27 protein-coding genes and 2 pseudogenes are annotated in these 26958 nt (G+C 68.9%); 18 read left to right on the top strand and 11 right to left on the bottom strand.

All coding sequences use genetic code 11. The annotated features are described in order from the left end of the window. Positions 1-117 precede the first annotated feature (117 nt). Positions 118-1455, bottom strand: coding sequence for a short-chain fatty acid transporter (locus tag WME82_RS48755; protein WP_438040913.1), 1338 nt, complete (start codon positions 1453-1455; stop codon positions 118-120). Between the two features lie 534 nt (positions 1456-1989). Between WME82_RS48755 and WME82_RS48750 the strand changes: the two genes are divergently transcribed. Further along, a complete protein-coding gene (locus tag WME82_RS48750; protein WP_438040912.1) occupies positions 1990-2676 on the top strand; it encodes a polysaccharide deacetylase family protein in 687 nt (228 codons plus the stop codon). A 25-nt stretch (positions 2677-2701) separates the two neighbouring features. Beyond that, positions 2702-4123 (top strand): glycosyltransferase, encoded by a 1422-nt coding sequence (locus tag WME82_RS48745; RefSeq protein WP_438040911.1) that lies wholly within the window; start codon positions 2702-2704, stop codon positions 4121-4123. Positions 4124-4174: 51 nt separating this feature from the next. Here the strand turns inward: WME82_RS48745 and WME82_RS48740 are convergent, their stop codons facing one another. Next, positions 4175-4396 carry a TIGR00366 family protein gene (locus tag WME82_RS48740; RefSeq protein ID WP_438040910.1) on the bottom strand — a complete coding sequence of 74 codons (222 nt, stop codon included), beginning with the start codon at positions 4394-4396 and terminating at the stop codon, positions 4175-4177. Positions 4397-4517: 121 nt separating this feature from the next. Between WME82_RS48740 and WME82_RS48735 the strand changes: the two genes are divergently transcribed. From WME82_RS48735 to WME82_RS48715, 5 genes are all read left to right on the top strand, one after another. Continuing rightward, the gene (locus WME82_RS48735) at positions 4518-5171 is read left to right on the top strand and encodes a DUF4291 domain-containing protein (protein ID WP_438040909.1); all 654 of its coding nucleotides are present in this window, start codon (positions 4518-4520) and stop codon (positions 5169-5171) included. Positions 5172-5223: 52 nt separating this feature from the next. Next, positions 5224-6147 carry a DMT family transporter gene (locus WME82_RS48730; protein WP_438040908.1) on the top strand — a complete coding sequence of 308 codons (924 nt, stop codon included), beginning with the start codon at positions 5224-5226 and terminating at the stop codon, positions 6145-6147. A 267-nt stretch (positions 6148-6414) separates the two neighbouring features. Continuing rightward, positions 6415-7137, top strand: coding sequence for a hypothetical protein (locus WME82_RS48725; RefSeq protein ID WP_438040907.1), 723 nt, complete (start codon positions 6415-6417; stop codon positions 7135-7137). 19 nt (positions 7138-7156) lie between these two features. Next, a complete protein-coding gene (locus tag WME82_RS48720; protein WP_437856312.1) occupies positions 7157-7672 on the top strand; it encodes a hypothetical protein in 516 nt (171 codons plus the stop codon). Between the two features lie 4 nt (positions 7673-7676). Further along, a complete protein-coding gene (locus tag WME82_RS48715) occupies positions 7677-8174 on the top strand; it encodes a hypothetical protein (RefSeq protein ID WP_437743242.1) in 498 nt (165 codons plus the stop codon). 15 nt (positions 8175-8189) lie between these two features. On the opposite strand, the gene WME82_RS48710 is transcribed toward WME82_RS48715, so the two are convergent. After that, positions 8190-8618, bottom strand: a complete 429-nt coding sequence (locus WME82_RS48710; RefSeq protein WP_437743241.1) for a MarR family winged helix-turn-helix transcriptional regulator — start codon at positions 8616-8618, stop codon at positions 8190-8192. Positions 8619-8711: 93 nt separating this feature from the next. Between WME82_RS48710 and WME82_RS48705 the strand changes: the two genes are divergently transcribed. Next, positions 8712-9797 (top strand): aldo/keto reductase, encoded by a 1086-nt coding sequence (locus WME82_RS48705; RefSeq protein WP_437743240.1) that lies wholly within the window; start codon positions 8712-8714, stop codon positions 9795-9797. A gap of 93 nt (positions 9798-9890) precedes the next feature. Beyond that, positions 9891-11729, top strand: a complete 1839-nt coding sequence (locus WME82_RS48700; RefSeq protein ID WP_438040906.1) for a DUF459 domain-containing protein — start codon at positions 9891-9893, stop codon at positions 11727-11729. Between the two features lie 471 nt (positions 11730-12200). On the opposite strand, the gene WME82_RS48695 is transcribed toward WME82_RS48700, so the two are convergent. Then, positions 12201-12668, bottom strand: a complete 468-nt coding sequence (locus tag WME82_RS48695; RefSeq protein WP_438040905.1) for a hypothetical protein — start codon at positions 12666-12668, stop codon at positions 12201-12203. Positions 12669-12701: 33 nt separating this feature from the next. Here WME82_RS48695 and WME82_RS48690 point away from each other — a divergent pair, with 33 nt between their 5' ends. From WME82_RS48690 to WME82_RS48660, 7 genes are all read left to right on the top strand, one after another. Further along, the gene (locus tag WME82_RS48690) at positions 12702-13640 is read left to right on the top strand and encodes a hypothetical protein (protein WP_438040904.1); all 939 of its coding nucleotides are present in this window, start codon (positions 12702-12704) and stop codon (positions 13638-13640) included. 123 nt (positions 13641-13763) lie between these two features. Further along, on the top strand, positions 13764-14687 hold the full coding sequence (locus WME82_RS48685) for a hypothetical protein (RefSeq protein WP_438040903.1): 924 nt from the start codon (positions 13764-13766) through the stop codon (positions 14685-14687). A 29-nt stretch (positions 14688-14716) separates the two neighbouring features. Next, the gene (locus WME82_RS48680) at positions 14717-15394 is read left to right on the top strand and encodes a class I SAM-dependent methyltransferase (RefSeq protein WP_438040902.1); all 678 of its coding nucleotides are present in this window, start codon (positions 14717-14719) and stop codon (positions 15392-15394) included. A 107-nt stretch (positions 15395-15501) separates the two neighbouring features. Beyond that, a complete protein-coding gene (locus WME82_RS48675) occupies positions 15502-16257 on the top strand; it encodes an iron-containing redox enzyme family protein (RefSeq protein WP_438040901.1) in 756 nt (251 codons plus the stop codon). A gap of 1 nt (position 16258) precedes the next feature. After that, positions 16259-17137: an NmrA/HSCARG family protein gene (locus tag WME82_RS48670; protein WP_438040900.1), complete on the top strand. Its 879-nt coding sequence runs from the start codon at positions 16259-16261 to the stop codon at positions 17135-17137. A gap of 269 nt (positions 17138-17406) precedes the next feature. Further along, the gene (locus WME82_RS48665) at positions 17407-18021 is read left to right on the top strand and encodes an RNA polymerase sigma factor (RefSeq protein WP_438040899.1); all 615 of its coding nucleotides are present in this window, start codon (positions 17407-17409) and stop codon (positions 18019-18021) included. A gap of 1 nt (position 18022) precedes the next feature. Continuing rightward, the gene (locus WME82_RS48660) at positions 18023-18745 is read left to right on the top strand and encodes a hypothetical protein (RefSeq protein WP_438040898.1); all 723 of its coding nucleotides are present in this window, start codon (positions 18023-18025) and stop codon (positions 18743-18745) included. Positions 18746-18870: 125 nt separating this feature from the next. Here WME82_RS48660 and WME82_RS48655 read toward each other — a convergent pair whose 3' ends face one another. The 3 genes and pseudogenes from WME82_RS48655 to WME82_RS48645 all read right to left on the bottom strand — a co-directional run. Continuing rightward, the gene (locus WME82_RS48655; protein ID WP_437743232.1) at positions 18871-19371 is read right to left on the bottom strand and encodes a VOC family protein; all 501 of its coding nucleotides are present in this window, start codon (positions 19369-19371) and stop codon (positions 18871-18873) included. Positions 19372-19580: 209 nt separating this feature from the next. Beyond that, positions 19581-20186: a Uma2 family endonuclease gene (locus WME82_RS48650; protein WP_438040897.1), complete on the bottom strand. Its 606-nt coding sequence runs from the start codon at positions 20184-20186 to the stop codon at positions 19581-19583. Between the two features lie 213 nt (positions 20187-20399). Next, positions 20400-20537: pseudogene (locus tag WME82_RS48645) on the bottom strand (transposase); the annotation flags it as partial. A 132-nt stretch (positions 20538-20669) separates the two neighbouring features. Here WME82_RS48645 and WME82_RS48640 point away from each other — a divergent pair. Further along, positions 20670-21563, top strand: a pseudogene (locus tag WME82_RS48640) (PA4780 family RIO1-like protein kinase); the annotation flags it as partial. 384 nt (positions 21564-21947) lie between these two features. Here WME82_RS48640 and WME82_RS48635 read toward each other — a convergent pair. From WME82_RS48635 to WME82_RS48620, 4 genes are all read right to left on the bottom strand, one after another. Continuing rightward, positions 21948-22289: a hypothetical protein gene (locus tag WME82_RS48635; RefSeq protein WP_438040896.1), complete on the bottom strand. Its 342-nt coding sequence runs from the start codon at positions 22287-22289 to the stop codon at positions 21948-21950. Further along, positions 22289-23242: an esterase/lipase family protein gene (locus WME82_RS48630; protein WP_438040895.1), complete on the bottom strand. Its 954-nt coding sequence runs from the start codon at positions 23240-23242 to the stop codon at positions 22289-22291. The genes WME82_RS48635 and WME82_RS48630 overlap by 1 nt, the downstream gene beginning before the upstream one ends. A 455-nt stretch (positions 23243-23697) precedes the next feature. Continuing rightward, on the bottom strand, positions 23698-24615 hold the full coding sequence (locus tag WME82_RS48625) for an alpha/beta fold hydrolase (protein WP_438040894.1): 918 nt from the start codon (positions 24613-24615) through the stop codon (positions 23698-23700). A gap of 112 nt (positions 24616-24727) precedes the next feature. Further along, entirely contained in the window at positions 24728-25516 is a 789-nt protein-coding gene (locus WME82_RS48620; protein ID WP_438040893.1) for an SDR family oxidoreductase, read from the bottom strand. Positions 25517-25634: 118 nt separating this feature from the next. Between WME82_RS48620 and WME82_RS48615 the strand changes: the two genes are divergently transcribed. Next, positions 25635-26621, top strand: coding sequence for a LysR family transcriptional regulator (locus tag WME82_RS48615; protein ID WP_438040892.1), 987 nt, complete (start codon positions 25635-25637; stop codon positions 26619-26621). Positions 26622-26958 lie beyond the last annotated feature (337 nt).

Genomic DNA, 26958 nt, shown 5'->3' with positions numbered 1-26958 from the left:
GCCGAGCCATTTTATTAGCAATTACCGGTAGATACAATCGACACCAGCTGGCACACGCCGGCACACACTGCGCCGGATGCCTCATCGCGTCGAGTCGGCGCGCGGGCGCCGGAGGGCTCAGAGGAGGAAGAGGAACGCCGCGGTGACCAGGGGTGCGTATACGATGAACGCGAGAAGCAGGAACCCGAGCAGCTCCTTGAACTCCACGCGTGCCACGGCGAGCAGCGGCAGCGCCCAGAACGGCTGCACGAGGTCGGTGGCCATATCGCCCCACGCGTAGGCCAGGACGACCTTGCGCGGCTCGACGCCGAGGTCGGAGGCTGCCTTGAGCAGGTACGGCGCCTCGATGGCCCACTTCGAGCCACCCGAGGGGACGAAGTAATTCACGATGCCGCTGTACCAGTAGACGATCGCAGGGAACGTCTCCCGCGAGCTCAGGGCGACGAACGCCTCGCCGATGCGATCGGTGAGGCCGGTGGCCTTGAAGATGCCGTAGATGCCCGCGTAGAGCGGGAACTGCAGGACGATGCCGTGAAGGACGCTGGCCGCCTCCTCGGAGGCCTTGATGAGGCGCGCCGGCGTGCCGTGCAGGAGGACGGCCAGGGTGAGGAAGATGAAGTTGACCGTGTTGATGTTGACGTTCCGCCAGCCGCTCCACAGCACGGTCGTCGCGTAGACGAGCCCTGCGGCGCCGAAGAGGAGGTTCAGCACGGGGGTGAAGTCGAGGAGGGAGGCCAGCGACGGCGCGGCCGGCGGCGCGGGTGGGTCGAAGCGACCAAAGCCCTCCACCACCTTCGGATCGACCTTCACGGTGCGGTCGGGCGTCGGGTGGAGGAGCCCTGCGAGCAGCGTCATCACGGCGACGACCGAGAGGAGGAGCGCCACGTTGAACGCGGAGAGCAGCGTCTCGTCGATGGGGATGATGCCGGTGGTCTTCTCGAGGAAGTGGCCCGGCGTGGCGACGAGGAGCGGCGCTGAGGCGGAGAACCCGGAGTGCCATGTCGCGCCCATGCCGAAGTACGCGCAGGCGACGAGGAGGCGGTAGTCCACGTCGGGCTGCCGGCGCACCACGAAGCGCACCAGCATGGCCGACGCCACGAGCGACAGACCCCAGTTCAGGTACGACAGCGCCATGGAGACGAACGCCATCAGCATGACCGCGCGCCGCGGCGTGGCCGCGAGCGCAGCGATCTTCTCGAGCGCGGCGCGGACAGGGCCGGTGAGCGCCAGGAGATAGCCGCTGAACATCACGAGCGCCATCTGCATGGAGAACGAGAGCAGCTCCCAGAAGCCGCCGCCCCAGCCCTTCACGACATCCATCGGCGCCGCGCCCGCCCACGTGAGCCCGAGCGCGAACGCGAGCAGCGTGAGCAGCACCGCGATGGCGAAGGCCGAGGGCACGTACCGCGCGCTGAATCGCCCCAGCGCGTCCGCGATGCGAACGAGGGTTTCCATGGGATCCTCCGCAGCCGGTCCGGTCTCCCTGCGGCGTAGCACGGGCGAGTGATGCTGTGGAAGCCCCCGCGCGCGGGGTCGGCTTGCGATGGCCCCGACGAGGGACCGGGCACGGGAGTGATGGAGTGCCTCCCAAGCTATGCGGATTCGACCGAATGCCGTTCCGGGACTTTCACCCTATAGATCATGGACACCTCCAGGCATCACATGACTTCTCTGGCACCGCGCGGTCAGAGCGCGCCGGCGTCGCAACCAGGGTCAGAGCGCCCCGACGGTCAGGCCGGCCCGCCGCGCCCAACCACGGTCATGCCGGCGCCGTCCCGGTCACCCCTCATCCGGTCACCCCTGATGTCGAGCACTGATGTCTCCGACGCATGCAGGAATGTTAGAATTATACCAAATAGCGACACCGTTGCAAAAACGCCACACCCTGCTAATCACACAGAGTCTGCATTTGCCGAAGTCCTCGCCTCTCCGCCCTCGGAGGCGCGGAGCCGGCAAGCCGGCGCTCGCTCGCGGCGAGAAGGGGCACTTATGGGCTTTATACGACAGACGCTCAAGCAACTCGCGACGCAGACGGTCCCCCGTCGCATGCTCCTGGAACGCGGGCCTTCCTCCCGCAGGCGCGCCCTCATCGCTGGACGTTACGGCCGGGGCGCCGCCGAGATAGCGCTGACGTTCGATGACGGCCCCCACCCCGAGCGCACCCCCCGACTCCTCGACTTGCTCGCCGAGCACGGGGTGCGCGCAACGTTCTTCGTCCTCGGCACCATGGCCCGGAGCCGCCCCGATCTTGTACGCCGGATGGTTGCAGACGGACACGAAATAGGCAACCACACCTACACGCACGTCTCGCTGGAGCATGCGTCTCCTCAGCTGCTGCGCGCGGAGGTGGGGACGACACGGGCGTTCCTCGAGGATCTCACCGGCCGCGCGTGCCCTCTGTTCCGTCCGCCCTGGGGGAAGGTCTCGGCGCGCGCGCTCTTCCAGCTCTGGAGCGATGGGCACACCGTGGTTCTCTGGAACGCCGACCCTCGCGACTACGCCATGAAATCTCCCGAAGCCGCAGTTGCATGGGGTGCGCGATACAGGCCTCGCAGCGGGGACATCATCCTCCTTCACGACACATCAAGCGTCACCGGCGCGCTCGTCCACGAGCTCGTAAAGCATGCGAACGGGCGAAGCATCGAGTTCTCGTGGATCTCTCAGCACATCGCATGAATGTCTCATCATCAGGGGGGAAACCATGCTCTTCGACAACAGCGTTCATTTTGATGTCACAGGACAGCACAGGCCAGCCAGCGACGCCGATGACGGGGCCGTTCTCCGTCGAGCAGCTGGGTACCGGCGGCTCTTGCTCATCAGCTACCACTTTCCGCCGGTCGGCGGAGCCGGGGTGCAGCGTCCGGTCAAGTTCGTGAAGTACCTGCGTCGCTTCGGCTGGGAGGCGAGCGTGCTCGTCGCGGCGAACCCATCAGCGCCGCTCTCCGACGAGAGCCTGCTGGGCGACATCCCGGCGGAGACGCACATCGAGCGAGCGAGGACGTGGGAGCCGAGCTACAGCATGAAGGCCAAGGTCGCGTCCGACACGACGAGTACGACGACCGCGAAAGGACCGCGCCGGCGCCTCGCCAGGGCGCTACGCGGAGCGGCCATGCTCGCGCTGCAGCCCGATCCGCAGGTGCTCTGGCTCCCCTCGGCGCTGCGCGCAGGCAGCCATCTCCTGCGCGGGATCCATCACGACGCCATCCTCGCGACCGCCCCGTCGTACTCGAACCTCGTCCTTGGAGCCCTGTTGAAGAAGCGCTTCGGGCTGCCGCTCGTCCTCGATTTCCGCGATGAATGGGACATCAGCCAACGTTACCTCGAGAACGCGCGCCAGAATGCCTTCTCCTTTGCCGTCCAGAGCAGGATGCAGCGCTATATCCTGCAGCAGGCCGACGCCCTCATCTGCACGACAAAGTCGAGCGCCCGGCGCCTTCAGGACCGCGCTCGCGAGGCGGGCAGCCACGCCGCGTCGACGTGCATCTACAACGGCTTCGACGAGGACGACTTCGCTCCTGGGCAGGCCGCGGCCGACATCGCCAAATCAGAGCCGAACACCTTCCGGCTCGTCTATACGGGCACGCTCTGGAATCTGACGAGCATCGAGCCGCTGATCGCAGCGATTGAGGTGCTCGACGCATCCGCGCCGGAACGGCTCGCGCAGCTGGAGCTCGTCATCGTGGGCAGGAGAACCGAGCAGCAGGAGAGGCTGCTCGACCGCGTCAAGAAGACGCGATGTCGCCTGCGCCTCGAGCCCTACTGCGACCACTCGCGCTCGATCGACTGGATGAGATCCGCCGACGCGCTTTGCATGCTCCTGAGCGACGTCGAGAACGCACACCGCGTCGTGCCGGCGAAGATGTTCGAGTATCTCTCGCTCGGGAAGGGGATCCTCGCGATCGCACCCGACGGCGAGGCGACCGACATCATCAAAGAGCATAAAGCGGGCTACCACTTCCAACCGTGCGACGTGCTCGGGATCGCGCGCTGGCTGCTCGATCGCATGCAGGGCGGGTGGCGCACGCTCCCGAACGACAACGCCGTCAAGATCGCGCAGTTCAGCAGGGCACGGCTCTGCGAGCAGCTCGTGCGCATCCTGGATCAGCTCCCGATGGCGCTGTGAGCCGCGCCGCTACGCGCGGCCCGGCGAGCGCCCGCAGATAGCCGCTGAACATCACGAGCGCCATCTGCCTGGAGCCATCTGCATGGGGAGCGAGAGCAGCTCCCAGGAGCCGCCGCCCCAGCCCTTCATAGCATCCATCGGCGCCGCGCCCGCCCACGTGAGCCTGAGCGCGAACGCGAGCAGCGTGAGCAGCACCGCGACGGCGAAGGCCGAGGGCACGTACCGCGCGCTGAATCGCCCCAGCGCGTCCGCGATGCGAACGAGGGTTTCCATGGGGTCCTCCGCAGCCGGTCCGGCCTCCCTGCGGCGCAGCACGGGCGAGCTATGCTGGGGAAGGCCTCGGACAAGGGAAGCCGGATCGAGTTGAGCCCGAGGAAGGAGCGATGGAGGAGCGATGAAGAAGCTGGAGCTCGAGTCGTATGCTGCGCAGGCCGCCCGCTGGCCCTCGGCGGGACGCCACATCCTCGCGCAGTTCGACGCCGAGACCATCGTGGTCTACCAGGCGTACCGTCCGTCGATCGCGCGCCACGCGGCCCTGCACCAGCGGCTCGGAGGGCCGGAGTTCAGCTTCGGCCGCATGAGCTGGATCAAGCCGAACTTCCTCTGGATGATGTTCCGCTCGGGCTGGGGCACGAAGCCCGACCAGGAGGCGGTGCTGGCCATCCGCATCCAGCGCGCGGGGTTCGATGCGATCCTGGCGGCCGCGGTGCCGTCGAGCTTCGTGCCCGAGCTGCACCCGAGCGAGGAGGCGTGGAAGAGCGATCTCCAGCGCTCGGACGTGCGGCTCCAGTGGGATCCGGACCACCATCCGTCGGGCGCGCCGGTCGCGCGGAGGGCGATCCAGCTCGGTCTGCGGGGCGCGACGCTGCGGCGGTTCGCCGAGGAGTGGACGGTGGGCGTGGAGGACATCTCGGCGCTCGTGGCGGAGCAGAGGGAGGTGCTGCGCGGCCGGGGTGCCGGGCAGATCGAGATCCCGCGGGAAGAAGCGTATTGGCCGACAGCGGCGGAGGCAGCGAGGCGGGTTGGGATAGAGCGCTGGGGGGCGTAGCGGGACGACGAGCCCTGGCCAGGGTAGCGGCGCTTCCCTACTGTCGGCGCCAATGGCTTCCAGCTCTCTCGGCTTCGCCGAGTCCCGCCAGCAGCGCATCGCCCACGTCCTGCTGTTCGTCACCCCGGCGCTGTTCACCACCAACATGCTGCTGGCGCGCGCCACGGCGGACTTCATCCCGCCCGTGGCGCTGGCGGAGCTTCGATGGATGGGCGTCGCGCTGGTGCTGCTCCCCTTCTGCGGCCGTGAACTGTGGCGCAACCGCGCCGCGCTACGGCGCAACTGGGCCCGATATGCCCTGCTCGGGCTGCTGGGCATGGGCATCTGCGGCGCCGGCGTCTATTACGGCGCCGCCACCACCACGGCCACCAATATCGGCCTGATTTACGCCGTCTCGCCGGTGATCATCATCCTGCTGTCACGGGCCATGTTCGGAGAGCGGCTCAGCCGGCGCCAGGGCCTGGGCGCCGCGCTGGCGCTGACCGGCGTGCTGGTCATCGTGCTGCGCGGCGACCCGGCGGCGCTGCTGGCGCTCAGCTTCAGCACCGGTGACCTGATGATCCTCGGCGCGGCGATCTCCTGGGCGCTTTACACGGTGCTGCTGAAGCGATGGCCCGATCCGCTGGGGGTCCAGGCGCGGCTCACCGCGATCGCGCTGGCCGGGGCGATCCTCCTTTTGCCGCCGCTCGGCTGGGAGCTGGCCAGCCGCGGGGCGCCGCATTTCGACCTGCGCACCGTCGCCACCGCGGTGACCCTGGTCCTGGTGCCGGGCGTCGGCGCCTATGCCACGTACAGCTATATCACCGAGCATCTCGGCCCCAGCCGCACTGGCCTGCTGCTCTACATGTCGCCGGTCTACACCGCCGTGCTGGCGTGGCTGCTCCTCGGCGAGGCGTTTGCCCTCTACCATTGGCTCGGCGCGGCGCTCGTCTTGCCGGGCCTCTTCTTCGCCACCCACAAGCCGAAGGCGACCTGAATACCCCGCGCTTGGCGACCCGACCCCTGCCCGAGCGGCTGCGCTCGGCCGAGCTGCCGCCGCCCGGCGGCCCCGGGGGCCGCTCCGGCCGGCGCGCGCCCTGACGCGTCGCGCCCTCCATGATCTTGCCGTGCCCTCCATGATCTCGCGGATCTTGCGCGGCGCCCCCTCGTGCGCAGGTTCTCTCCCGGCGCCTGCGGGCTCCCGGTGCTGGGCTCGGCGCCTGCTTGACAGAATCCTCCAACAGCACCAGACAGATCCCTCCACATGATGACGAAGACCACCCTGCCCGTCGTGCTCATGACAGCCCTCGCCGTCGCGGCCGCCGGCTGCGATTCCAGCGGCAGCGGCGGGCGGTCCAGAGAGCGCTGGGCGACCACCGAGAACACCAGCGTCGAGCTCGACTTCGACAAGGTCAACGAAGCCTTCAAGGCGGCCGAGGGGCCCGAGGACTTCGAGCGGCGCGTCAACGAGATCTACCAGGGGAGCGAGGTCATCAGCGTCGCCGTACAGGACCTGGACGCCAAGACGCAGGTCGTCACCGGGTTCTTCGACAAGAACAGCGACGGCGGCGTGCAGGACCCCGAGAAGGTGTTCACGATCCGCCGTGACGTCTCGGGCGAAGGCGCCGCGCAGATCCAGACGTCCGGGTTCGGCCCCTACGGGTACTACCACTCGCCGGTGATGAGCCTGGCGTCGGGCATGCTCCTCGGCGCCATGGTGTCGTCGGCGCTGCGCCCGAATTACGTGCCGGTGTACACGCAGCCGTACACCACGCCGCCCGGCCGCGCGCCCGATCTGCGATCCCACCGCGAGGCGTACCGCGCCTCGAACCCGTCCAGCGTCGACCACAGCAGGTCGTCGCAGACCGGGCGGCGCTACAACAACGCCGGCGGCAGCCGCTTCGGGAGCGGCAAGTCCGGCGCCGGCTCGCGCTTCGGCGTCCGCCGCGGCGAGCGAGGCCGCAGGCCCGAGCGCCTGGTCGCGTAGCCGCGCGCCAGCCGCCGCGATGCAGCCCCTGCGAAGCATCTCCGAGCTCCCGTTCCGCTGCCGTCCCGCGCTGGAGCTGCTGAACCTCGAACAGCACCGCGACGAGCCGGACGTGGAGTCCACGCAGTTCGGCTGGTGCCGGGTGGACGCGCTCTGGCTGGATGGCCGCGCGGATCGAGGGCCGCTCCGGCTGACCGACGCGCTCGTCGTGGCGGTGCACGCCGCGGACGAGCCGGAGGTGCTGCCCGATGACGTGGAGCTCGAGTTCTTCGTCGAGGAGGTCGCCGAGGACTACTCGGTGACCGTGCTCCTGTCGGCGTTCCTCGAGCGCTGGCTGCCGGCCGCGCTCTCCGGCGAGCGCGCCATCGTGCTCGCCATGTGCAACCCCCACGCCGCGCGCATCCGGCGGCCGGAGGCGGCGGGGCGCACCCCCGTGTATTATGCCGACGGCGACGTCGACGCGTGGCTCGACACCGACGCAGACGGTCGCCGGCATATCCGCCTCGAGGCAGAGGCCTGGCGCATCGCGGAGTGAGACGATGTTCGAAGGACGCAGACAGCCGATCGTGTCGCGCGAGCAGAAGCTGGTCTATGCCGGCATCTACGTGCTGAAGAAGATGGACCTGAAGCCCGCCGACGGAGGCATGGAGATGCCCCTCGTGCTGCCGTCCGAGCTGAGCCCGCTGGAGGACGTCCTGCAGGAGCTCGTGAACGCGGACCTCGTCGAGGTCAACCGCCGCAAGGCGCGGTTCGAGCTCACCAAGAAGGGGCTGGCCTACCTCGGCGAGATCATCGACGAGGCGGAGGCGCTGGTCGACGAGTTCGACGACGAGTCGCTCGAGGACGCGGTGGCCGAGCTCCGCAGGCGAAACGTGGACGTGCTGCGGGCCCGGTTTCTGTGGGGCTGGTACGACGGCGAGCTGGACGATCTGGTGCTCTTCCAGCAGCGCCGGGGCGCGACGCCGGTCGAGCAGTGGTGGGCAGACTACCTCATGAGCGACGCGTTCTACGAAGCGCTGAGGGGCGACTACGAGTGAGCGCGAGGGCGGCCGTCAGCGCGGGCGGGCACGCTCCCCCGTCAGCCGCGTGAGGAGCCGCGCCAGCTCGGCGCGCTCACCTGCCGAGATCCGCGCGAGCCTTCGCCCGAAGGCGTCGTCGAGGATCGCCCGCGCCGCCTCCATCGCCTTGCGCCCCGAGCGGGTGAGCGTCAGCCGAAAGCGCCGCAGATCGCCCGCCTCCGTCTCACGCTGGACGAAGCCGGCCGCCTCCATCCGCTTCACCATGAAGGTGATCGAAGGCTTGGGCGTGATCAGCGCGCGCGCCAGCTCGGCAGGGTAAGGGTGGTCGTCGAGCTTGCCGAGGAGGAAGAACTCCTTCATCTCGAGCCCCAGCGCGCGCACCTCGGGCTCCACCTCGGCCATGACCGCCATGCTGAACTCGAAGTTCAGCGTCCAGAGCTCCCAGGGCGAAGGCTTGTCCATGTTCTCTCTGCTCGCGCTTGACGATGGAGCGGTGCGGCGCTACTAGTTCAATATTGAACTGTTCGAAACGGAACAAGTTCCAGAGGTGATGCGATGCCGCTCGATCATTATGTCACGCTCGGTCGCTCAGGTCTGCGGGTGAGCCCCTTTTGCCTCGGCGCCATGACGTTCGGCGAAGACCTGGGCTGGGGGAGCAGCGTCAAGGACTCCGAAGCCATCCTCGACCGCTTCATCGAGCTCGGGGGAAACTTCATCGATACGGCGAACCTCTACACCAAAGGACACTCGGAGAAGATCATCGGGGATCACCTCGGCCACGACCGGCAGAAGCGCGACCGGCTGGTGATCGCCACGAAGTTCAGCGGAAACCTGTACGTCGGTGATCCCAACGGCGGCGGCTCGAACCGCAAATCGATCCTCGCCGCCTGCGAGCAGTCGCTCCGCCGGCTGCGCACCGACTACATCGATCTCTACTGGCTGCACAACTGGGACAAGTTCACGCCGATCGAGGAGACCATGGCGGCGCTCCACGATCTCGTCCAGTCGGGGAAGGTGCGTTATATCGGCGTGTCCGACACCCCTGCGTGGAAGGTGACGCAAGGGCAGCTGATCGCTCAGTTCCGCGGATGGGCGCCGTTCATCGGGCTGCAGATCGAGTATTCGCTCCTCGAGCGGACGGTCGAAGGGGAGCTGATCCCCATGGCCCAGGAGCTCGGGCTGGGGGTGACGCCGTGGTCGCCCTTGCGGAGCGGGATCCTGAGCGGCAAGTACACGCGGAGGAACGCCGCGACGGTCAAGCCGGAAGGGCGGCAGTGGGCCGCGGGCTACCTCGACGAGAGGAGCTACACGGTGATCGACGAGCTCGAGCGGATCGCCAAGCAGCTCGAGACCACCGTCGCGCGCGTCGCCCTCAGCTGGGTGCAGGCGCGCCCGACGGTGTCGTCCACGATCATCGGGGCGCGCACGCTGGCGCAGCTCGACGACAACGTGAGGGCGCTCGAGGTGAAGCTCACGCCGGAGCAGACGGCGGCGCTCGACGCGCTCACCGCTCCGAAGCTGAACTTCCCGGCCGAGTTCCTCGATCTGGCGCACATGATCCAGGCCGGGGGGACGACGATCAACGGTCAACCGTCGCAGCTCATCCCCTTCGGCGTCACGAAGAAGGGCGATCATTACTGACGAGTAACCTCGACCACGGCGCGATCCGCGCGACGCGAGCGCGCGGCAGGGGAGGCGCCGCCCGGGCGTTTTGATAGTCTCGCCCCTCGCCTCGTGGACACGCCCGCCCGTCGCCCGCTCTTCCCGCACCTGCCCGCGCTCGACGGGCTGCGCGGGCTCGCCCTGCTCGGCGTCCTCTTCTTCCACGCGAACGGGATGCTGCGCGGCGGCTTCCTCGGCGTCGATCTCTTCTTCGTCCTCTCGGGCTACCTCATCACGTCGCTCCTCCTCGCGGAGCACGAGGCGCGCGGCGCGATCTCGCTCAAGGACTTCTGGATCCGCCGCGCGCGCCGGCTCCTCCCGGCGCTCCTCGCGCTCGTCCCGGTGGTCGTGCTCCACGGGCGCCTCTTCGGGCCGCCGAGCGCGCTCGCCGGCCTCCGCGCCGACGTGCTCGCGACGCTCGGCTACGTCGCGAACTGGCGCGCCATCTACGCGCACAAGAGCTACTGGGAGATCTTCACGTCGCGCTCGCCGCTCGAGCACACGTGGAGCCTGGCGATCGAGGAGCAGTTCTACGTCGTCTGGCCGCTCGTCATCGTCTTCGTGCTCTCGCGGTGGTCGCGCCGCGGCGTGCTCGTCCTCACGCTGACGCTGGCCGCGCTCTCCGCGATCGCGATGCTCGTCCTCTTCGCGCCGGAGAGCACGACGCGCGTGTACATGGGCACGGACACGCGCGCCTCCGGCATCCTCCTCGGCGCCGCGCTCGCGACGGTGCTCACGCCGCGCGCCGAGCTCTCCGCGGGCGCGGTGCGCCTCCTCGACGGCGCCGGCGTCGCCTCGGCGATCGGCCTCGCGATCGCGTGGTCCGTGTTCGACGGCCAGTCGTGGCTCCTCTACCACGGCGGGTTCTGGCTCACGGAGCTCGGGGCCCTCGTCCTCATCGCGTGCGCGGTGCAGGGCTCGCGGAGCCTCGTCGCGCGCGCGCTCGCGTGGCGCCCGCTCGCGTGGGTCGGCACCATCAGCTACGGCGTCTACCTCTGGCACTGGCCGGTGCACGTGTTCGTGTCGAGCGATCGCCTGCACGGCCCCGCCCTCACCGCGCTCCGCTTCGCGATCACCTTCGCGGTCGCGCTCGTCTCCTACCGCTTCCTCGAGCGGCCGATCCGCGAGCGCGGGCTGCCGAAGGGGCGCTCGTTCTGGGCGGTGCCGGCCGGCGTCACGCTCGGTCTGCTCATCGCCGTCCGCGCGACCCACGCGCAGGACGGCGAGGCGCCGAAGGGCTCCGCGATGTTCGACGCGCTCGTCACCGCGGTCGTGAAGGACGACGTCACGTTCCGCGTCGTCGTCGTCGGCGACTCGACAGCGAACACGCTCGGCTGGGCGCTCCGCGGCCTGCACGAGCGCGGGCTCGCGGTGGACCTCCACGGGCGGGACGGCTGCACCATCATGGCGGACCTCTGCGGCATGACCGAGTGGCCCGCGCTCCTCGCGCAGGCGAAGCCCGACGCCACGGTCCTCTACCTCGGCGGCGCCTTCATGCACGGCATCACGGCGAACGACGAGTGGACGAAGGCGTGCAAGCCGGCGTGGCACGAGCGCTTCGAGACGAACCTCGTCACGAACCTCGACAAGCTCCGGAACCCGCACGGGCGCGTCTGGATGGCGACCGTCCCCTACGCGCTCGGCGACTGGGAGACGAAGGACGTCCGCGAGCAGGTCACGTGCATCAACCGCTCGATCCGGAAGGTCGTCGCGACGCTGCCCGACGTCGCGCTCCTCGACCTCCAGGAGAACATCTGCCCCGGGGGCGAGTGCCGGCGCATGTACGAGGACGGCGCGATCCGGCCCGACGGCGTGCATTTCACGATCGACGGGGCGCGCGGCGTGGCGCAGTGGACGCTCGCGGAGCTCCGCGCGAAGCCGCGTGCGGCGGACCCCGGGCCGCCCCGCTGAGCGGGCACGCCCCCGCGGATCACGCGCGCAGCGACCCGGCCGGGGTTAGGGCAGCCGAGCCGCGGTCACATGGGCGCTCAGCTGTGAGCCTCGTGGCGTCGATGTGAACCCCGCGATGCTCGAACTGTCCTGCTTCTGCCGCTTTCCATCACGGAACGGGCGCGCTCCGGAAACACTCAAGGGCATGAAGCGCTCTTCGTTTTTTGTGCGGGCCCTCTCGTCCTCTTCGCATCCGCCTGCGGTTCCGGAGAACATCTTCGGGATCGTCACGCACGTCGACAGCGTCGATATGTCACGACGATGACCGGCCAGAAGAGCGCTTCCAGCTCGAGATCGGAATTTTGATCAAACCTGGTCGTTCGACCCCCTGGACGACCGCGATTACGAGTGTGATTGGCGCGGCTACGCGCCCCACCTGAAGAGCGACCTGGGGCAGGTCAAGGCCGAGCTCGCTGAGCTCAAGCACCGTGTTTACCGGCGCAAGAGCGATATTGGCTTGTAGCCCTCGCGCCGCGCGAACTTCTCGACGTTCAGCCCGATCCATTCGCATCGCTCGACCCGCTCGACCCACTCCACACTCGTCACCATCGCTTCCTCGTTCGTCGCGATGGAATCAGGTAACCGGCGCCACGCGAACGATCGCGATGCCCTTGGCTGGGCGGAAAGGGCTGCGAGACAAAGGCCATTGATGCGGACGCGCGTTTCCGCGCCGCGCCACTCCAGGAGACCTTTGTGCCGAAACATACCCGTCGGGGCCAGCAGCGAGCGGATGCGATCAAGCGCCACACGAGCCAAGAGACTCACCTGGTACGCGATGTAGACGACGCGCGTCCCACCGACACGGTGACGTGCGCCGCCACCTCGGACGCTCGGACAACGGAGGTGGCGGGGCGCGATCCTCGGATCGGCCACCGCAACGCTGGCCATTCGGATGCCCATGCGCATCTCCGTTCGTCAATCGGGACACCCGAGATGCCATGCCAGAGATGCAAGCCGGCCACCTCCCGCGAGAGCCTCGCGCGAGCGCTCGACCTCACGCTGCAGTGCTGCGAGCTCGCGCTTCAGCTCGCCGATCTCTCCACCTTCGTTCAGCTCGAGGCCGAGCACCACGACAGCAAGAGTAGGTCGGCCGACCTGCCGGAGCGCACGGCCCGCCGCCGCGACAGCGCCTCCGACCTCCCGGCGTGGTGCCGAGGGGTCATGGAGATCGTCGGCGCGGCCACCCGCGGCCTCATCGAAGTAGCCCAGGACCGCTTCTCCCTCGCCGAGGGGCACCTGGCACACGCGAGGCGCCTGGCCGAGGAGCGGGCCGACGTCGTGTGCTCTGGCGTCCTCGCCGAGCCGCTCGATGGCCTGCTCGAACTCACTCGCGCCCGAGGGGCCCACAGCAGCGGGCAGGAAATCGACGCTCGGGCGCACCATCAGGGAGCTCAGCAGCGCTTTGCTCGCCTCGCGCAGCTGCGCGAGGGCAAAGGCTCCCCGGCGGCCCGCCCCACCAGATCGGACGTCGAGGCCGAGGACACGGGCACGACCCCTCGCACCAGCGGATGCGCGCCGGCGGCGTCCGCCGCCGAGCGGACCGCAGATCTCGAGCTAGGTCCCGACGGCATGTGGTTCCGCGCACACGGCGGGGCGAGGGTGAGCATGCGGCGGCGCCACGCCATGCGACGGCTGCTCCTTCGCCTGGTGGAGCAGCTGGACACGGCACCGGGGCAGCCCGTCGCAATGTCGACGCTGATCGAAGTCGGCTGGCCAGACGAGCGGATCCTCGTCGGCGCGGCGATGAACCGCCTCTACAACACGATCGCGGTGCTGCGCAGCCTTGGTCTCGGTGAGATGCTGCACACCGCCGAGAGAGGGTATGTGCTGGAGCCCTCGCTCTCGGTGAGCTTCCACCCACGCGAAGCCTGAGACGAACTAAGGAACTCTAAGATCCTCCCATGACGGATCGCCAATACCGTCGACTCCAGAGCGCCGAACAAGACCGGACCCGGCCGGTGGCCGTAGGTCTTGTGAGGTGCTCCAAGGAGTTTCATGTCCACCCAGTGTCAGAGACTCATCTCGGACTCGATGCCACCGGACGTGAGCAGGTACATCGCTCCGCACCACACGCTCGGCGACGATCGCGGGGCTCCCTGCGTGTGGCGACGAACGATGGCGGCCCACACGGCGATGCTCGACGAGCTAAGGGACCACGTCGATCCGGCGTATCTGAGGGGGTTCGCTCGCCTCGACTTGGATCCCCTCCGGATCCCGTCCATCCAGGAGATCAGCCGCCGCCTCGAAGAGATCGGGTGGATGGCGACCAGCGTGGACGGCTATATCCCATCGCGCGTATATGCGACTCTCCTCGCGAGGAGAGTGTTTCCAATCGCCGCCTTCATGCGCAGCGAGCACCACATCGAGCACGCGCCGGCGCCCGACTTCGTGCACGACGTGCTGGGACACCTACCGATGCTGTTCTGCGCAGCGCACCGCACCTACCTGCAACGCCTCGCGCAGATGATGATCGTGGCCGGTGGAAACGACTACGACCGCTGGCTCTACGAGGCGAACCGGCACATGTCCACGCTGATGAGCCAGTCGGCGTCGCCGGAGGAGATCGCCCTGGCAGAGGCGTCGGCCCGCCGCGCCGGGATGGAAGCGAGCGCGACCCCCTCGGAGCAGACCGAGCTCAGTCGAATCTTCTTGTGGAGCGTCGAGTTTGGCCTCATCGGCACGGCCGACGAGTTCCGGCTGTTCGGCGCAGCGCTGCTCTCGTCGCACCGGGAGGGCCGCCTCGCATGCAGGGGCGACGCGCAGATCCGCCCGTACTCGATGGATGTCATCGGATACGACATCGAGTTCTCCAGCCTGCAATCCATGTATTTCGTCGCCGGCGACTACGATGTTTTCCACGAGGTCCTCACCGGCTACGAGTCCCGCATGGCGTCCCGGCGCTCGGTGGAGCACCTGTGATGTTACCTCGAATCCTGGAGCCAGAAGCGATGGACACCGAGGAGGACGCCGCCGAGTACGCGGCGATCTCCAACGACGTCGTCAACGAGGCCTTCGCCCGGCGCGCCGTCCAGCTCGCGCCCGCCCAGGGCCGGCTGATCGACATCGGCACCGGGCCTGGCGACATCGCTATCCGCATCGCCGAATTGTCCAGCCTCGAGGTCACGGCGATCGACCTGGCCGAGGCGATGCTCGCGATCGCGCGGCGGCGCGCTGGCGCGTCGCCTGCGCGCCGCCGCATCCACGTCGCGCGCGGCGATGCGAAGGCCACGGGGTTTCCCGAGCGCGCCTTCGATGCCGTGGTGTCGAACAGCCTGGCTCATCACCTGGCGGACCCGACCACTTTGTTCGCAGAGGCACAGCGCGTGGGCAGGCGAGGCGCGGCCATCCTGATCAAGGACCTGCTGCGACCGGCGACCCTCGGGGACCTCGAGGACCTCGTCCAGCGTCATGCCGGCGGCGACACGCCCTACCAGCGCGCGCTGTTCCGGAACTCGCTTCACGCAGCGCTGACGCTGGACGAGGTTCGCGCCTGCTGCCGAAGCGCTGGGCTTGCTGAGGTCGACATCGCCCAGGTCTCCGATCGCCACTGGGTGGTCGAGCGGGCCTCTAGCCCTGAGCTGATCCAGAGCCGGGCTCACCCGCGTCTGGTGCAGTCACCCGAATGATATAGGCCGCCAAGGACGTCAGGAGGACCCAGGGGGGTTCATCTCGGCGCACCTGGTGTGCTCGTATCACGCTCGTCTGAGCACCGCTCTGATGCAACAAGGAGAGCATGAACGTGACCAGTGCAATTGAAATGCGTACCGAGGATACAACTCTTTTACCGGCGACACGCCTCGTCGACGAATACGAGGCACGGGACGTCTCGGCGCACCCGCTGTTCGTGTCGCTCAGGGAGAACCCCGTCGATCTGCGGGCGATCTGGTTCCTGGTGGCGAACACCCACGCTGGCATCTCCCCCCATTTCGTCCGCTGGCTCGCCCAGACGATCGCCCGCATCGACGACCGCCGCATCGCCTCACTCATGGCGAAGCAGTTGAATGACGAGCTGGGCAACGGCGATTGCAAGAAGATCCACAGTGATCTCCTGGATCGGTTCGTGACTGGCCTCGATGGTTGGCGTCCGAGGGACGCCCGAGGCGACGTGCTCAGGCCCGGAAAACGCCTCGGTGAGCGATCCACGGCGCTGTTCGAGGCTGATGATCCCTACGAGGCCGTGGGCGCGCTGATCGTCGCAGAGATCTTCGCGAAGAAGATGGATCGCTGCCTAGGCGACGAGATCCGGCGCCAGAGTGCGATCTCGCCGGACGCGCTCGCCTGGCTGACCATTCACGAGGTGCTCGAGGTCGATCACGCCGAGGATTCCGGCGCGCTCGCGGCGTTGGTCAAGGAGCGCGGGCCATCGCTCGCGGCCACATGGCGCGGAGCGATCGCGCAATGGACCGCGCTGTGGGAGTTCCTCGACGGCGTGGCTGCGCTGGCCCTCCCCCGCAAGGCCGCTCAGGCGCATGGTCATGGAGGTGAATGACGTGGCTTGGAACCGTACTGGACTGACAGTGCTCGTCACGGGGGCGAGCGGGTGGCAGGGCGGCGCTGTCGCTCGAACCCTCCTCTCCCGAGGGCACCATGTGCGCGCGTTCACGAGGAGCGCCGATGGCCCCCAGGCCTCGCAGCTCCGCCAGCTCGGCGCGGAGCTCACGGTAGGGTCCTTCGACGATCAAGGATCGATCGAGCGCGCTGCAGCAGGTTGTGACGCCGTGTTCGCGATGGCCCCGTCCGAGGCAGGGGCCGACCTGGAGATCCGACAGGCGCGCGCGGTGCTCGACGCCGCCAAGGCCGCCAGGGTCGGACACGTCGTCTACTCCTCCGTCGCGAGCGCCGATCGTGGCACCGGCGTGCCGCTCTTCGACAGCAAGTTCCAGGTGGAGGGGCACCTGCGGTCGCTCGATGTCCCCTTCACCATCATCGGCCCGGCGTTCTTCATGGAGAACTTCTTGCGCGTCTTTCTCCTGCCCGGCCTCCGCGAGGGCAAGCTCCTCATCGCCATGTCAGGGACGCGGACGCTCCAGCAGATCGCGGTCGCCGACGTCGCCCTGTTCACCGCCTTGGTCCTCGAGCAGCGCGAGCCGTTCCTCGGCGTGCGAATCGACATCGCCTCGGACGAGGTCTGCGCGCTGGACGCAGCGGTGGCGATCACCCGCGCGTCCGGCAAGAAGATCCAGTACGTGGAGCTCCCGCTCGACGCCGTGCGCGCCGGCAGCGAGGCCATGGCCAGAATGTTCGCGTGGTACGAGCGCGCGGGCTTCTCGGCCGATATCGTCCGGCTCCGGCACGATTACCCCGAAGTCGGGTGGCATTCGTTCTCGACGTGGGCGGCGGAGCAGGACTGGACGGTGCTCGACACCTGAAGCACGGCGACGAGAAAGGGCGTCATCCTCGGGACCCCTGGATCGAGAGATCCGATCCTCCGGGAGCTCGCGACACCGCTCTTGCCGATCGCCGGCGGGGTGCTCGTCATGCCGCTCGTCGGCCCGCTCGATCCCGAACGGGCGAGCCGGGTCATCGAGGCCTTGCTGGCGCGCCGTCGCCGGGTCGTCCAGCGCAACCGCAGCCGACGAATCGACCGCTCGCCTGTCACCTTCTGGCGCCTCTGCCGTAGAGGAGGGTGAGCCCCGCGATGAGCTTCCTCTGGCCCTCCCGCGATGACCATCTCTGCGAGCTGATCGATGCGTCCCGGCGCGGCGATCGCGGCGCGTTCCGGGCGCTCTACCAGGAGCTGTACGACCCGGTGGCGCGCTTCGTTTCGCGACGCGTGGGCCGGCGGGAGGACGCCGAGGATCTCGTCGCGCGGGTCTTCCACAGGCTGCTGGAGCGGCTGGGAGAGTTCGATCGGCGCAAGGGGACGCCGCGGATGTTCGTGCTCGCCATGGCCAGGAACCTGGTCATCGACCACGCGCGGGCGGCGCGGCACGAGGCGCCGATCGACGATCTCGCGGGCGTGCTCGCGGACGAGGCGGGGACGCCGCTCGACGCGCTCGTGCGGGGCGAGGAGCTCCGCGCGGTCAGGGACGCGCTGGAGGCGCTCGGGGCGGAGGCGAGGGAGGTGCTGGTGCTGCGGTACGGCGACGGGCTGAAACACCAGGAGATCGCGGAGCTCCTCGGGCTCCGTGCGGACGCGGTGAAGCAGCGGGCGTCGCGGGCGCTGCGCGAGCTGAAGGCGCGGCTCGAGGCGCGCGCCGAGCAGGACGCGGGCGAGTCCCGCGGAGAGGGTGTTTCCAATGCTGGGCTTTGAGGTGCGACGAAAGCTGCGCCGGCTGTTCGGGGAGCCGGCGCCGCTCAGGCCAGAGCACGCGCGCGAGCTCGAAGGCGAGCTGATGGCGGCGTTCGGCCCGCTCTACCCCGAGCAGGAGGTGGTCCCGATGAAGCGGCTCTGGTTGCGCAAGGCGCTGGTGGTGGCGGCGGCGGCAGCGGTGTGCGGGGCGGCGGCGTGCGTGGCGCCGGCGGACGTGGAGGTGCCCGTGGGACGGAGCATCCGCATCCAGGTGGCGGACGGCGCGGAGCTGCCCGAGCCCGAGGCGCTCATGGCGGCCGTGCGCGGCGAGGGAAAGACGGAGCGGAGGGCGCGGGTCCTGGTGCGGGGGCGGCGCGGGGACGGGGCGACGACGCTGACGCTCGACGTGTGGGGCGACGAGGTGCCGGAGGGCGACGCGGCCGAGCGGATCCGGGCGGCCTTCCCGGCGCTCGCCGGCGCGGAGATCCGGGAGGACGTGCTGGCGGGGACCGTGCGCGGGACGCTGGGAGCAAAGCTCGGGCACGAGCTGCTCGATCTGGACGTGCTCGACAAGGACGACGTGGAAGCGGCGCGGCGGCAGGTGATGGAGCAGCTCGCGGCGCAAGGGGTCGAGGGAAAGGTCGACGTGCAGATCGAGGGGGACGGAGAGAAGCGGAAGCTGAAGGTGCAGATCAAGCTGGAGGGCCCCCCGCAGGACGAGGCGGAGACGGCACCTCCGCCGTAGCCGAACGAGGCGGAGATGGTGCCTCCGCCGTGTCCGCACGAGGCGGACGGGGCGTCCGCGGAGCTCAGCAGCGCGCGAGGCGACGCGCTCGTCGCCCAAGGAAGGCGGAGGGAGACAGCGCCGCCTCACGCTTGCTCGGGCACGCCCCCCGGGACGCGCGCAGGCAGCGGAAGCTCGACGCCCTCGGACAGGTTGCCCTTGCCGGGGACGTGGTTGATCTCGAGCCGGATGCCGTCCGGATCCTCGAACACGATCGAGTAGTAACCTGCCGCCCACGCACCGTCCTGCGGCGCCTGCACGAGCTTGCCGCCGAGCGCGGCCAGCGTGCTCTCGAAGAACTCGTGGAATGCGTCGATATCCTCGCGGCTGCGGGCGCGGAAGCACAGGTGGTGCAGCCCGGGCTTGTACTGGTGGAAGCGGGCGCCGGCGTGCTCGGGGTTCACGGGGCGAATCAACAGGCCGGTCTTGCCGCCGATGTAATAGAGCATGGGCCGTTCGCTCTCGCTGCCCGGATCGTCGTACTGGCACTGCATCTCGAAGTGCTCGCACAGCGCGCGGTAAAACGCGCGGCTGCGCGGGAAGTCCGTGACCGAGAGCTGGATGTGGGCGATTCCGGCGAGGTTCATGGCGATCACGGTAGCCCAGCTCCGGTCGTTCGAGCGCTCTTCGTGATCGGACAGCGCGTCTGCTCGTCCATCGTGTCGAGGCGGGCGAGGTCGACCTGGAGCTCCGGGGGCGCGTCGTCCCAGGCGGGGAGCAACCGAGGCTCAGCGCGCGCAGCACCACGGGCTCGATCGATGTCCACTCCCGATGGGACGCGCTGGCCTGCGATCGATCATCTGATCCAGATCGCCGCCAGATCGAGCTCCACCGCATCGAAGGGCTCGGCCCTCACCTTCGCGTCTTCCTCGTAGGTCTCGAGCAGCACCCACCGTCCGCCCTCGAGTCGGTACACCTCGAGCGTTCGCAGCAAGGGGCTGAGCAGCCACACGTGCCCGACACCTTCGCGCCGGTAAATCCGCATCTTCTTCCCCCGGTCGACGCGCTCTGTACGCGGCGAGATCACCTCGCACACCCAGTCCGGAGGGACGTCGTAGTGCGCCGGCGTGTCCTCGTCCCCGAGGGCGTCCGGCATGCGCTCCCGCTTCCACCCTGCGAGATCGGGCACCACCTTGTCAGGCCGCGGCCCAAGGTGGAGTTCCGGCTCATCCAGGAGCACCCAGCCGCCGGGCCCTCCATCGCCGAGATCGAAGGCGCTGCCGAGCTTCATCGTCAGGCGTGACGCGCTGCGCGTGTGGGGGCGACCGGGCCGCGGAAAGGTGAAGAGCTCCCCGTCGAGGATCTCTGCCACCTGCTCGGGCGGCACCGCCGCGAATGCTGCCTCGACCTCCGGTGTGTTGCGGGCGGGATCCAGGTGGTGCGGCAGCACGCCGGTGCTCATGGCCGACCCTACCACGAGAGCGCGGTTGCGGCCGGGGCGAGGGCCTGCTCCTGCGCCGTCCGAGGTCGGGCGCCTGGCTCACGATGCCGGGGCCCAGGTGAGGGCGAGGACGCCGGCGCGCAGGCGGTCGCCGGAGGCGGCGCGTGGGTGCAGGTCGGCAACTTCGCAGCTGTTGCCCCTGCTCCCCGCGATCGTCCTTGTTCGTCTTATCCCCTCCGCGCGCCTGATCCAGCCGCGCAGCGCCGTCTCGGTCAGGTCGAGGTCCGTCGCCACCTGGCCGATGCTCCGGTCGCCCACCTTCACCAGCCGTAACACCTCCGCCTTCGACTCGGGCGTGAACGCCCTCCTCTTTCACCGTCCCATTCCTGCTCCCTGGTGTGGTCCGGGGTGTCCGCGGAAGCGGGAGGACCAATCCAGTTGCGGCGTCCCAGGGGGTGTGGCTAAAAGGCCGCGAACGATCCCCGGCGGAGAAGCAAGAACGAGATGCGAATTCCCAGCAGCCTGATGTCTCTGGCCGACGAAGGGCTCATCGAGGAGGTCGTGCGCCCGCTGATGAGCGGCAAGGAAGCGGAGGTCTTCCTGGTGCGCTCCGGCGGCGAGCTTCGGGTGGCCAAGGTCTACAAAGAGGCGCAGGACCGGACCTTCAAGAACCGGGCGGAGTACACGGAGGGGCGCAAGGTGCGCAACAGCCGCGATCAGCGCGCGATCAACAAGCGCTCGCGCCATGGTCGCGCGCAGGACGAAGCCGCCTGGAGATCGACCGAGGTGGACATGATCTTCCGCCTGCGCGACGCGGGGGTGCGCGTCCCGGTACCCCACCATTTCATCGACGGTGTGCTGATCATGGAGCTCATCACCGGCGCCGACGGCAGCCCGGCCCCGCGGCTCGCCGAGGTGAGACTGAACCCCGACGACGCGGTGAGGGTCTTCGACCGATTGCTGGCAGAAGCGGTCCGGATGCTGAGCGCCGGGGTCGTGCACGGCGATCTGTCCGACTTCAACGTGCTGATGGGGGCGGACGGGCCGGTCATCATCGATTTCCCGCAGGCGGTGGACGCTTCCAGCAATCAGAACGCGCGAAAGCTGCTGCTGCGCGACGTCGACAACCTCCAGCGCTTCCTCTCTCGGTTCGCTCCCAATCGACAGCCCCGCCCTTACGCGCAGGAGATGTGGGAGCTCTACGCGTGCAGCCAGCTCACGCCCGAGACACGGCTGAGCGGCCGTTTCCGGGCGTCTTCGGGGCGGGTCGATACCGAAGCGGTCCTGGGGCTCATCAGCGATGCCAACCACGACGAGCGCCGCCGCCGTGAGACGCAGGGGCTGAGCATGCGGGGCGTGTCGTCCCCGCCTCGCAAGGTCGAGGTGGTGATTCTACCGAGCGGCCCGCGAGACCGCGCGCGCCGGAACGCTCAGGGAGCACAGGCGGGCGGCGCGGCGAACACGCGCCCAGCACAGGCCGGCGGCGCGGCGAACACGCGCCCAGCACAGGCCGGCGGCGCGGCGAACACGCGCCCAGCACAGGCCGGCGGCGCGGCGAACACGCGCCCAGCACAGGCGGGCGGCGCGGCGAACACGCGCCCAGCACAGGCCGGCGGCGCGGCGAACACGCGCCGGGCTTGACGTCTCCGAGCCGCCTGCGGGTGTTCATGGCGAAAGCTCCCAGCCCAGGTTCAATGTAAAGAACAGCTGCACCGGCATGATCTCGGCAAGCCGCGGGAGCTGGGTGAAGTTCGCCGGCGACATCCGCGTCCGATGCCGGGCTCAGATCACCTTGTCGTCCGAGCTCCCGGAGGGCGCGTCCGGCGTGGCGCCCGCGCTGCCGGCCGGCGACTCCCCCGGCCGTGCCTTCTGCTCCACGAGAAAGAGGACCACATCCACCGCTCCCCCCACAGCGCGGTTGACGAGGCGGATCGCCCCGTGGACGCCGGACAGCGTCGTATCGTGGATGAGCCGGATCCCCCTCACGGGCGCCTTGATCGGGGGAATCTGCTCCAGCAGGTCGAAGGGCAGCTTCGCCGCGTGCTTCTGGAGGCGCTCCACGCGCCGGGAGCCTTGGTCGACCGCGTCCTCTACGAGGTCCTTCAAGCCGCGCCACCGGTCCATCACACCGCCTCCTCGCACCACGCGCGGATCTGCGCGTAGACGTCCGGGTCGTGCGCCAGGCGCAGGTGTCCGAGCGACGGCATGATCCGCGCGTGCTCCTGAGGGAAGGGCGAGCACCGGTCCTCGACGACCGCCCGCCCCGTGGCGCTCCGCAGCGAGACCATCGCGTCCCCGAACAGGAGGGAGAGCCTCGGGTCGGCCGTGAGCGCGCCGGCGATGAGATGATGGCGAATGTGGGGGAGCAGGGGCACGGGATGGCGGCGATTCTGGAGCAGGGCGTTCGCGCTGGCGCCCTCCCAGTCCTCGCGGCGGAGATTGGCATACGCCAGGTCTTTCATCCCGCCGCTGCGGAGGTCGACGATGTCGGCGATGAGCTTCGTGTACGGATTGTCGATGCTCGCGAGCGCCCACGTGACCACGTTGCCAAAGCGCTCCAGGGGGGCGCCGAGGTGCGGTGTGCCGAGATAGAAGGCCCGCTTGACGAGGGGCAGCCACCGTCGATCCTTGTCGCTGGCCACGTGCGCGGCGCTTCGCGCGACGAGGCCGCCCATGCTGTGGCCGATGAGGACCAGCTCCTCCACGGCAACAGGATAGGCGCAGACGAGCTGTTCGAGGAGGGCATCCAGGGCCTCGCCGTTCTCGGAGACACGGAGGCCGCTGTTGTACCGCACATAAAACGGCGTGTAGCCGAGGTCGCGCGCAAGGAGCGATCCGTAGGTCTCGCCGTCCGGCATCGTCCAGACTTCCTCGGTGCTCATCAGCCCGTGCACGAGCACGACGACGCGGGGCATGGCCTGGGCAGAGACGGCCGCGGGAAATGCCCTGGCAAGCGGCACGGGGTGCCCGTCGCGGACGAGCTGCATCGCGGTCGCGAGGCCGTTGCTTGTCCGCTTCAGGTAGTCGCCGAGGACGCCGTTGAGCACCCCGACGACCCGCTCCAGGTGGTTTCCCATGCGATGATCCGGCCGCATCCTGACACAGATCGGCGCCGGGGGCGACGCCGGGCCCCGCTGCGCCGGACGGTGGCCCTGGGTGGCCGACATGCGGGGCGTGACGCTCCCGCCGCCGCTCAAGCCCGAGCCGACCGCGCGGCTGCGCGAGGCGCTGCCGGGCTGCCCGCCGAGCCGGTCACAACCGACCCGGGCGCCGTCGCGAACCGTTCAAGATGCCACGAAAGGTGCGGCCGACAGAGCGCTGGTGCCGACCCCGCCCGCGGCGCGGCAGCGCACCGCCGCGCGGTTGGGCGGACCGACCTCATTGACAGGTTTTCATCATGAGGATGTTCGACTGGTATATGCCGGTGCCGCAGCTCGCTTGCCCCAGGTGCGTGGGCGCCGGCGACCGAGTGTTCGTGAGGCCGGCATGTCACAGCTTCTGGCGAGTGGGTCGGAAGAGTGTCTCGCTGAGCTCAGGCGCGGCCTTCCATGAAAAACCCGCGCAGGGATCGCGCGACGATCTCGGGGCTCCCTCCCCGATCGGCGTTCCAGGGAGCCTCGTGACCGACGCCTTCGAGCTCCGTCCGCTGGACCCTGGGGAGGATCGTCTCCAGCGCATCGAGGGCGTTCTTCAGGTACCTCGGGCTCTTCGTGCCTCCGAGCAGGAGGATCTCGGCTTCGACAGCCTTGAACGAGGTGTTGCTTTCTCCCCTGTCGACGACCATCTTGAAATCGAAGCGCATCGCCGGCAGCAACTCGCGCACCGGCGCGTACTGCCCTGAGCCCCTCCTGTCGTCCAGGCGGAGAAATCCCCTCGTCGCCAGCGTGAGCAGCGGGCGCGGGACCACGGCGAGGAACCCCGGGGCGAGACGCACGATGTTGCTCACCGTGACGAGCGCCGAGGCCAGCTGTCCGCGGCGGATCTCGTCGTTGAAGCGAGCGATCTCCTCGAGGGGCACTCCCTCGAGATAAAACGGGGGCTCGTAGACCGCCGCCTTGCGGACGGAGGGCAAGGCGCGCGCGGCCTCGAGCGTGATGATCGCTCCCGAGCTGAGCCCGAACACGAGCCGGGCGCCGCTTCGCGAGAGGAGGCCCTCGAGATCCTCGACCTCTCTCTCGATGGAGTGCCCGGCGTCGTACTCCCGCGGGCTCATGCCCCGCCCCCGCCGGTCAGGGACGTAGACCGTGAAGTCGTTGGCCAAGGCCCTCGCGAGCTGGTCGTAGTTGGCGGCGGTCCCCATCGCTCCTTGCACCAGGATGACGCCGGGACCTCGGCCGATCCGGCGGTAGCCGATCGTGGTGCCGTCCCTGGAGGTCACGGCGCCCGCCGCGTAGGGTTCTTTCGAGGTCGAAGAGCGGCCCTCTCGGCCGCTTCGTGCTTCCGTCATCATCGCGTGCTCCTTCCCGGCCCTCCGTGACGCGGCGGCCGATGCACCAGGCTCGCGCAGCGCCGGCGAGGACGCCTCGGCCCGCCTGCCCCGTGCAACATCCATCCATGGGCTTTTAGCTGCTCAGCTGCTTCATCTGCGCGAGCATCTGATCGACCGGCTTGCTGAGCTGCTTGAGGATGAAGCCCGGCGCGATGCGGCTCATGAGCTTGGAGACGTTCGCGAAGCCGACGCGGATCTCCGGGCGGTCTCTCTCGAGCCCCTTCAGGGCCTCATCGACGAGCTTCGCGACGCTCATGAGCGGCGTGCCCCGGAGCTCGTCGGCGAACGTGTGGTTCAGGGGCGTGTCCACCGCCGGAGGTGCCAGCTCGAAGACCTTGACGTTCGTCTTCTTGAGCTGGACGCGCAGCGACTGCGTGAACGAGTGGATCCCCGCCTTCGTCGCGCCGTAGATCGGGGCGATCGGGTAAGGGTTGAAGGCGAGCCCCGACGACACGTTGACGATCGCCGCGCGGGTCTGGGCCTTGAGGTGCGGGAGAAACTGCATCACCATCCGGATCGAGCCGCTCAGGTTGATCTCGATCTCCTCCGTGATGCCCTGGAGATCGGCGCCGAAGGTCTGCAGGTTGACCTTGCGCATGATCCCTGCGTTGTTGATGAGGACGTTCATCGCGGGGAAGTCCTTCATCACGTGCTCGTGGAGGGCCGCGATCGCGTGCGGGTCTCGCACGTCGCTCCGGAGGGTCCGTAGCCCAGGCAGCCTCCGCCGCGCGGCGTCGAGCGCGTCTTGGTCGCGGCCTGTCACGATGACCGTGTTGCCGCGGCGGAGGAGCTGCGACGCGAGCTCGAAGCCGATGCCGCCGCTTCCACCGGTGATGAGGATGGTGTTGCCTTGGAGTTTCATGACTGGACCTCTGCTTCGAGCTCCGAGGGAGCGTTCACGCGTTCGACGCCTCCGCCGGCGCCGCGACCCACGAAAAGGAGTACGGCGGAGCAAACACAAATGCTAATGGATAGTCGTGATGGGGAACATAAACGATGGTTATGGCCGCGATCTCGACCTGAACCTGCTCCGCGTGTTCATGGTGGTCGCGGAGGAAGGGAGCCTCACGCGCGCTGCGTCGCGCCTCTACGTGACGCAGCCGGCCGTGAGCGCCTCGATGCGGCGGCTCGCGACCTTCGTCGGCGCCGAGCTCATCACCCGTCAGGGTCGCGGCGTCGCGCTGACGGCGCGCGGCGCCGAGCTGCTCACGGCAGCGCGCGCGCACCTGGAGCCGCTCATCGCCGCCGCGACGGCGGCGCCGCGCTTCGATCCGAAGCTCTCGACCGCCACGATCCGGTTCGGGCTCGCCGACGGGCTCGAGTCCGTGATCCTCCCGAGGTTGATAGCCCAGCTCCGCGCCGAGGCGCCGCGCATGCAGTTCATCGTGCTGCCCGTGCAATTCCGGACCGTCGAGGAGAGCCTGCTCTCGAGCAAGATCGACTTCGCCGTCACCGTGGCGGACGAGCTGCCGAAATCCATCCTCCGCCAGCCGCTCACCGCACACCCGAGCGGGCCGAAGGCGTTCGTTTGCCTGTATGACGCGCGCTTCGCCAAGCTCCCACGCCCGCTCACCGAGCGCGCTTACTTCGCCCAGGAGCATATCGTCGTCTCGTACGCCGGCGACACGCGAGGCATCGTGGAAGACGCGCTGGGCAAAGCCAGGACGGTCCGCGTCTCCGTGCACTCCTTCGGCTACATCGCGGACCTCGTCGAGGGCTCTCCCCTCGTGGCCACGGTGCCGTCGTTGCTCGCTGGCCACCTCATCCGGGCGCGGCCGCATCTGCGCGCGGTCCCGGTGCCGTTCTCTCTCGAGGGCGCGCGGCTCGAGCTCTTGTGGTCGCGCGCCACCGACGACGATCCGGCGGGGCGATTCGTCCGCGACGTCGTGGCGAACGTCGTCGGATCGCTGGAGGGGAAGAGCGCAAAGCCGCTTGCCCGCTCCGGCGCGGTGAGGCGCACGCGGTGAAGGAGCGTCGAACGCCCGCAGGCTGGCTGTGAGGCGCAGTTTGACGCGCTCTCGAACGTCCACCTGAAGGGCGTCTTCTTCTCGCAGAGGCTCCTGCCGCTCGTTGCGCCCCCGAGATGGGATGGCTGAATGTCCAATGCGTCGAGCTGACGGGCGGCTTCGCGCACTGATCCGAACAGCCGCGTTCGCCGCGTTCGATCGCCTACGTCCGATCGAGCGTGAATCGTTCTGTGATTTGACCGAGGCCATGAGGACTCCATGGCCTCCCGAAGAAGAAGAAGAAGAGCTTAAGCCCCACTACGACGCCGAGCAGCGACAGACCGGCCAGACCGCCGAG

The organism is Sorangium sp. So ce128, assembly GCF_051525245.1.
GTDB lineage: Bacteria > Myxococcota_A > Polyangia > Polyangiales > Polyangiaceae > Sorangium > Sorangium cellulosum_B.
The sequence above is the reverse complement of the archived record's forward strand: the minus strand, read 5'-3'. Positions and strand labels throughout refer to the sequence as shown.

What these genes read in the sequence shown, in the direction of transcription:
- WME82_RS48635 (WP_438040896.1), bottom strand. Translation starts at nt 22,289, where the DNA reads ATGGACCGGTGGCGCGGCTTGAAGGACCTCGTAGAGGACGCGGTCGAC.
- WME82_RS48655 (WP_437743232.1), bottom strand. Translation starts at nt 19,371, where the DNA reads ATGAACCTCGCCGGAATCGCCCACATCCAGCTCTCGGTCACGGACTTC.
- WME82_RS48745 (WP_438040911.1), top strand. Translation starts at nt 2,702, where the DNA reads ATGCTCTTCGACAACAGCGTTCATTTTGATGTCACAGGACAGCACAGG.
- WME82_RS48695 (WP_438040905.1), bottom strand. Translation starts at nt 12,668, where the DNA reads ATGGGCATCCGAATGGCCAGCGTTGCGGTGGCCGATCCGAGGATCGCG.
- WME82_RS48755 (WP_438040913.1), bottom strand. Translation starts at nt 1,455, where the DNA reads ATGGAAACCCTCGTTCGCATCGCGGACGCGCTGGGGCGATTCAGCGCG.
- WME82_RS48630 (WP_438040895.1), bottom strand. Translation starts at nt 23,242, where the DNA reads ATGGGAAACCACCTGGAGCGGGTCGTCGGGGTGCTCAACGGCGTCCTC.
- WME82_RS48615 (WP_438040892.1), top strand. Translation starts at nt 25,635, where the DNA reads ATGGGGAACATAAACGATGGTTATGGCCGCGATCTCGACCTGAACCTG.
- WME82_RS48750 (WP_438040912.1), top strand. Translation starts at nt 1,990, where the DNA reads ATGGGCTTTATACGACAGACGCTCAAGCAACTCGCGACGCAGACGGTC.
- WME82_RS48680 (WP_438040902.1), top strand. Translation starts at nt 14,717, where the DNA reads ATGGACACCGAGGAGGACGCCGCCGAGTACGCGGCGATCTCCAACGAC.
- WME82_RS48620 (WP_438040893.1), bottom strand. Translation starts at nt 25,516, where the DNA reads ATGAAACTCCAAGGCAACACCATCCTCATCACCGGTGGAAGCGGCGGC.
- WME82_RS48675 (WP_438040901.1), top strand. Translation starts at nt 15,502, where the DNA reads ATGAACGTGACCAGTGCAATTGAAATGCGTACCGAGGATACAACTCTT.
- WME82_RS48665 (WP_438040899.1), top strand. Translation starts at nt 17,407, where the DNA reads ATGAGCTTCCTCTGGCCCTCCCGCGATGACCATCTCTGCGAGCTGATC.
- WME82_RS48740 (WP_438040910.1), bottom strand. Translation starts at nt 4,396, where the DNA reads ATGGAAACCCTCGTTCGCATCGCGGACGCGCTGGGGCGATTCAGCGCG.
- WME82_RS48725 (WP_438040907.1), top strand. Translation starts at nt 6,415, where the DNA reads ATGATGACGAAGACCACCCTGCCCGTCGTGCTCATGACAGCCCTCGCC.
- WME82_RS48720 (WP_437856312.1), top strand. Translation starts at nt 7,157, where the DNA reads ATGCAGCCCCTGCGAAGCATCTCCGAGCTCCCGTTCCGCTGCCGTCCC.
- WME82_RS48690 (WP_438040904.1), top strand. Translation starts at nt 12,702, where the DNA reads ATGCCATGCCAGAGATGCAAGCCGGCCACCTCCCGCGAGAGCCTCGCG.
- WME82_RS48625 (WP_438040894.1), bottom strand. Translation starts at nt 24,615, where the DNA reads ATGATGACGGAAGCACGAAGCGGCCGAGAGGGCCGCTCTTCGACCTCG.
- WME82_RS48710 (WP_437743241.1), bottom strand. Translation starts at nt 8,618, where the DNA reads ATGGACAAGCCTTCGCCCTGGGAGCTCTGGACGCTGAACTTCGAGTTC.
- WME82_RS48705 (WP_437743240.1), top strand. Translation starts at nt 8,712, where the DNA reads ATGCCGCTCGATCATTATGTCACGCTCGGTCGCTCAGGTCTGCGGGTG.
- WME82_RS48685 (WP_438040903.1), top strand. Translation starts at nt 13,764, where the DNA reads ATGTCCACCCAGTGTCAGAGACTCATCTCGGACTCGATGCCACCGGAC.
- WME82_RS48650 (WP_438040897.1), bottom strand. Translation starts at nt 20,186, where the DNA reads ATGAGCACCGGCGTGCTGCCGCACCACCTGGATCCCGCCCGCAACACA.
- WME82_RS48735 (WP_438040909.1), top strand. Translation starts at nt 4,518, where the DNA reads ATGAAGAAGCTGGAGCTCGAGTCGTATGCTGCGCAGGCCGCCCGCTGG.
- WME82_RS48715 (WP_437743242.1), top strand. Translation starts at nt 7,677, where the DNA reads ATGTTCGAAGGACGCAGACAGCCGATCGTGTCGCGCGAGCAGAAGCTG.
- WME82_RS48730 (WP_438040908.1), top strand. Translation starts at nt 5,224, where the DNA reads ATGGCTTCCAGCTCTCTCGGCTTCGCCGAGTCCCGCCAGCAGCGCATC.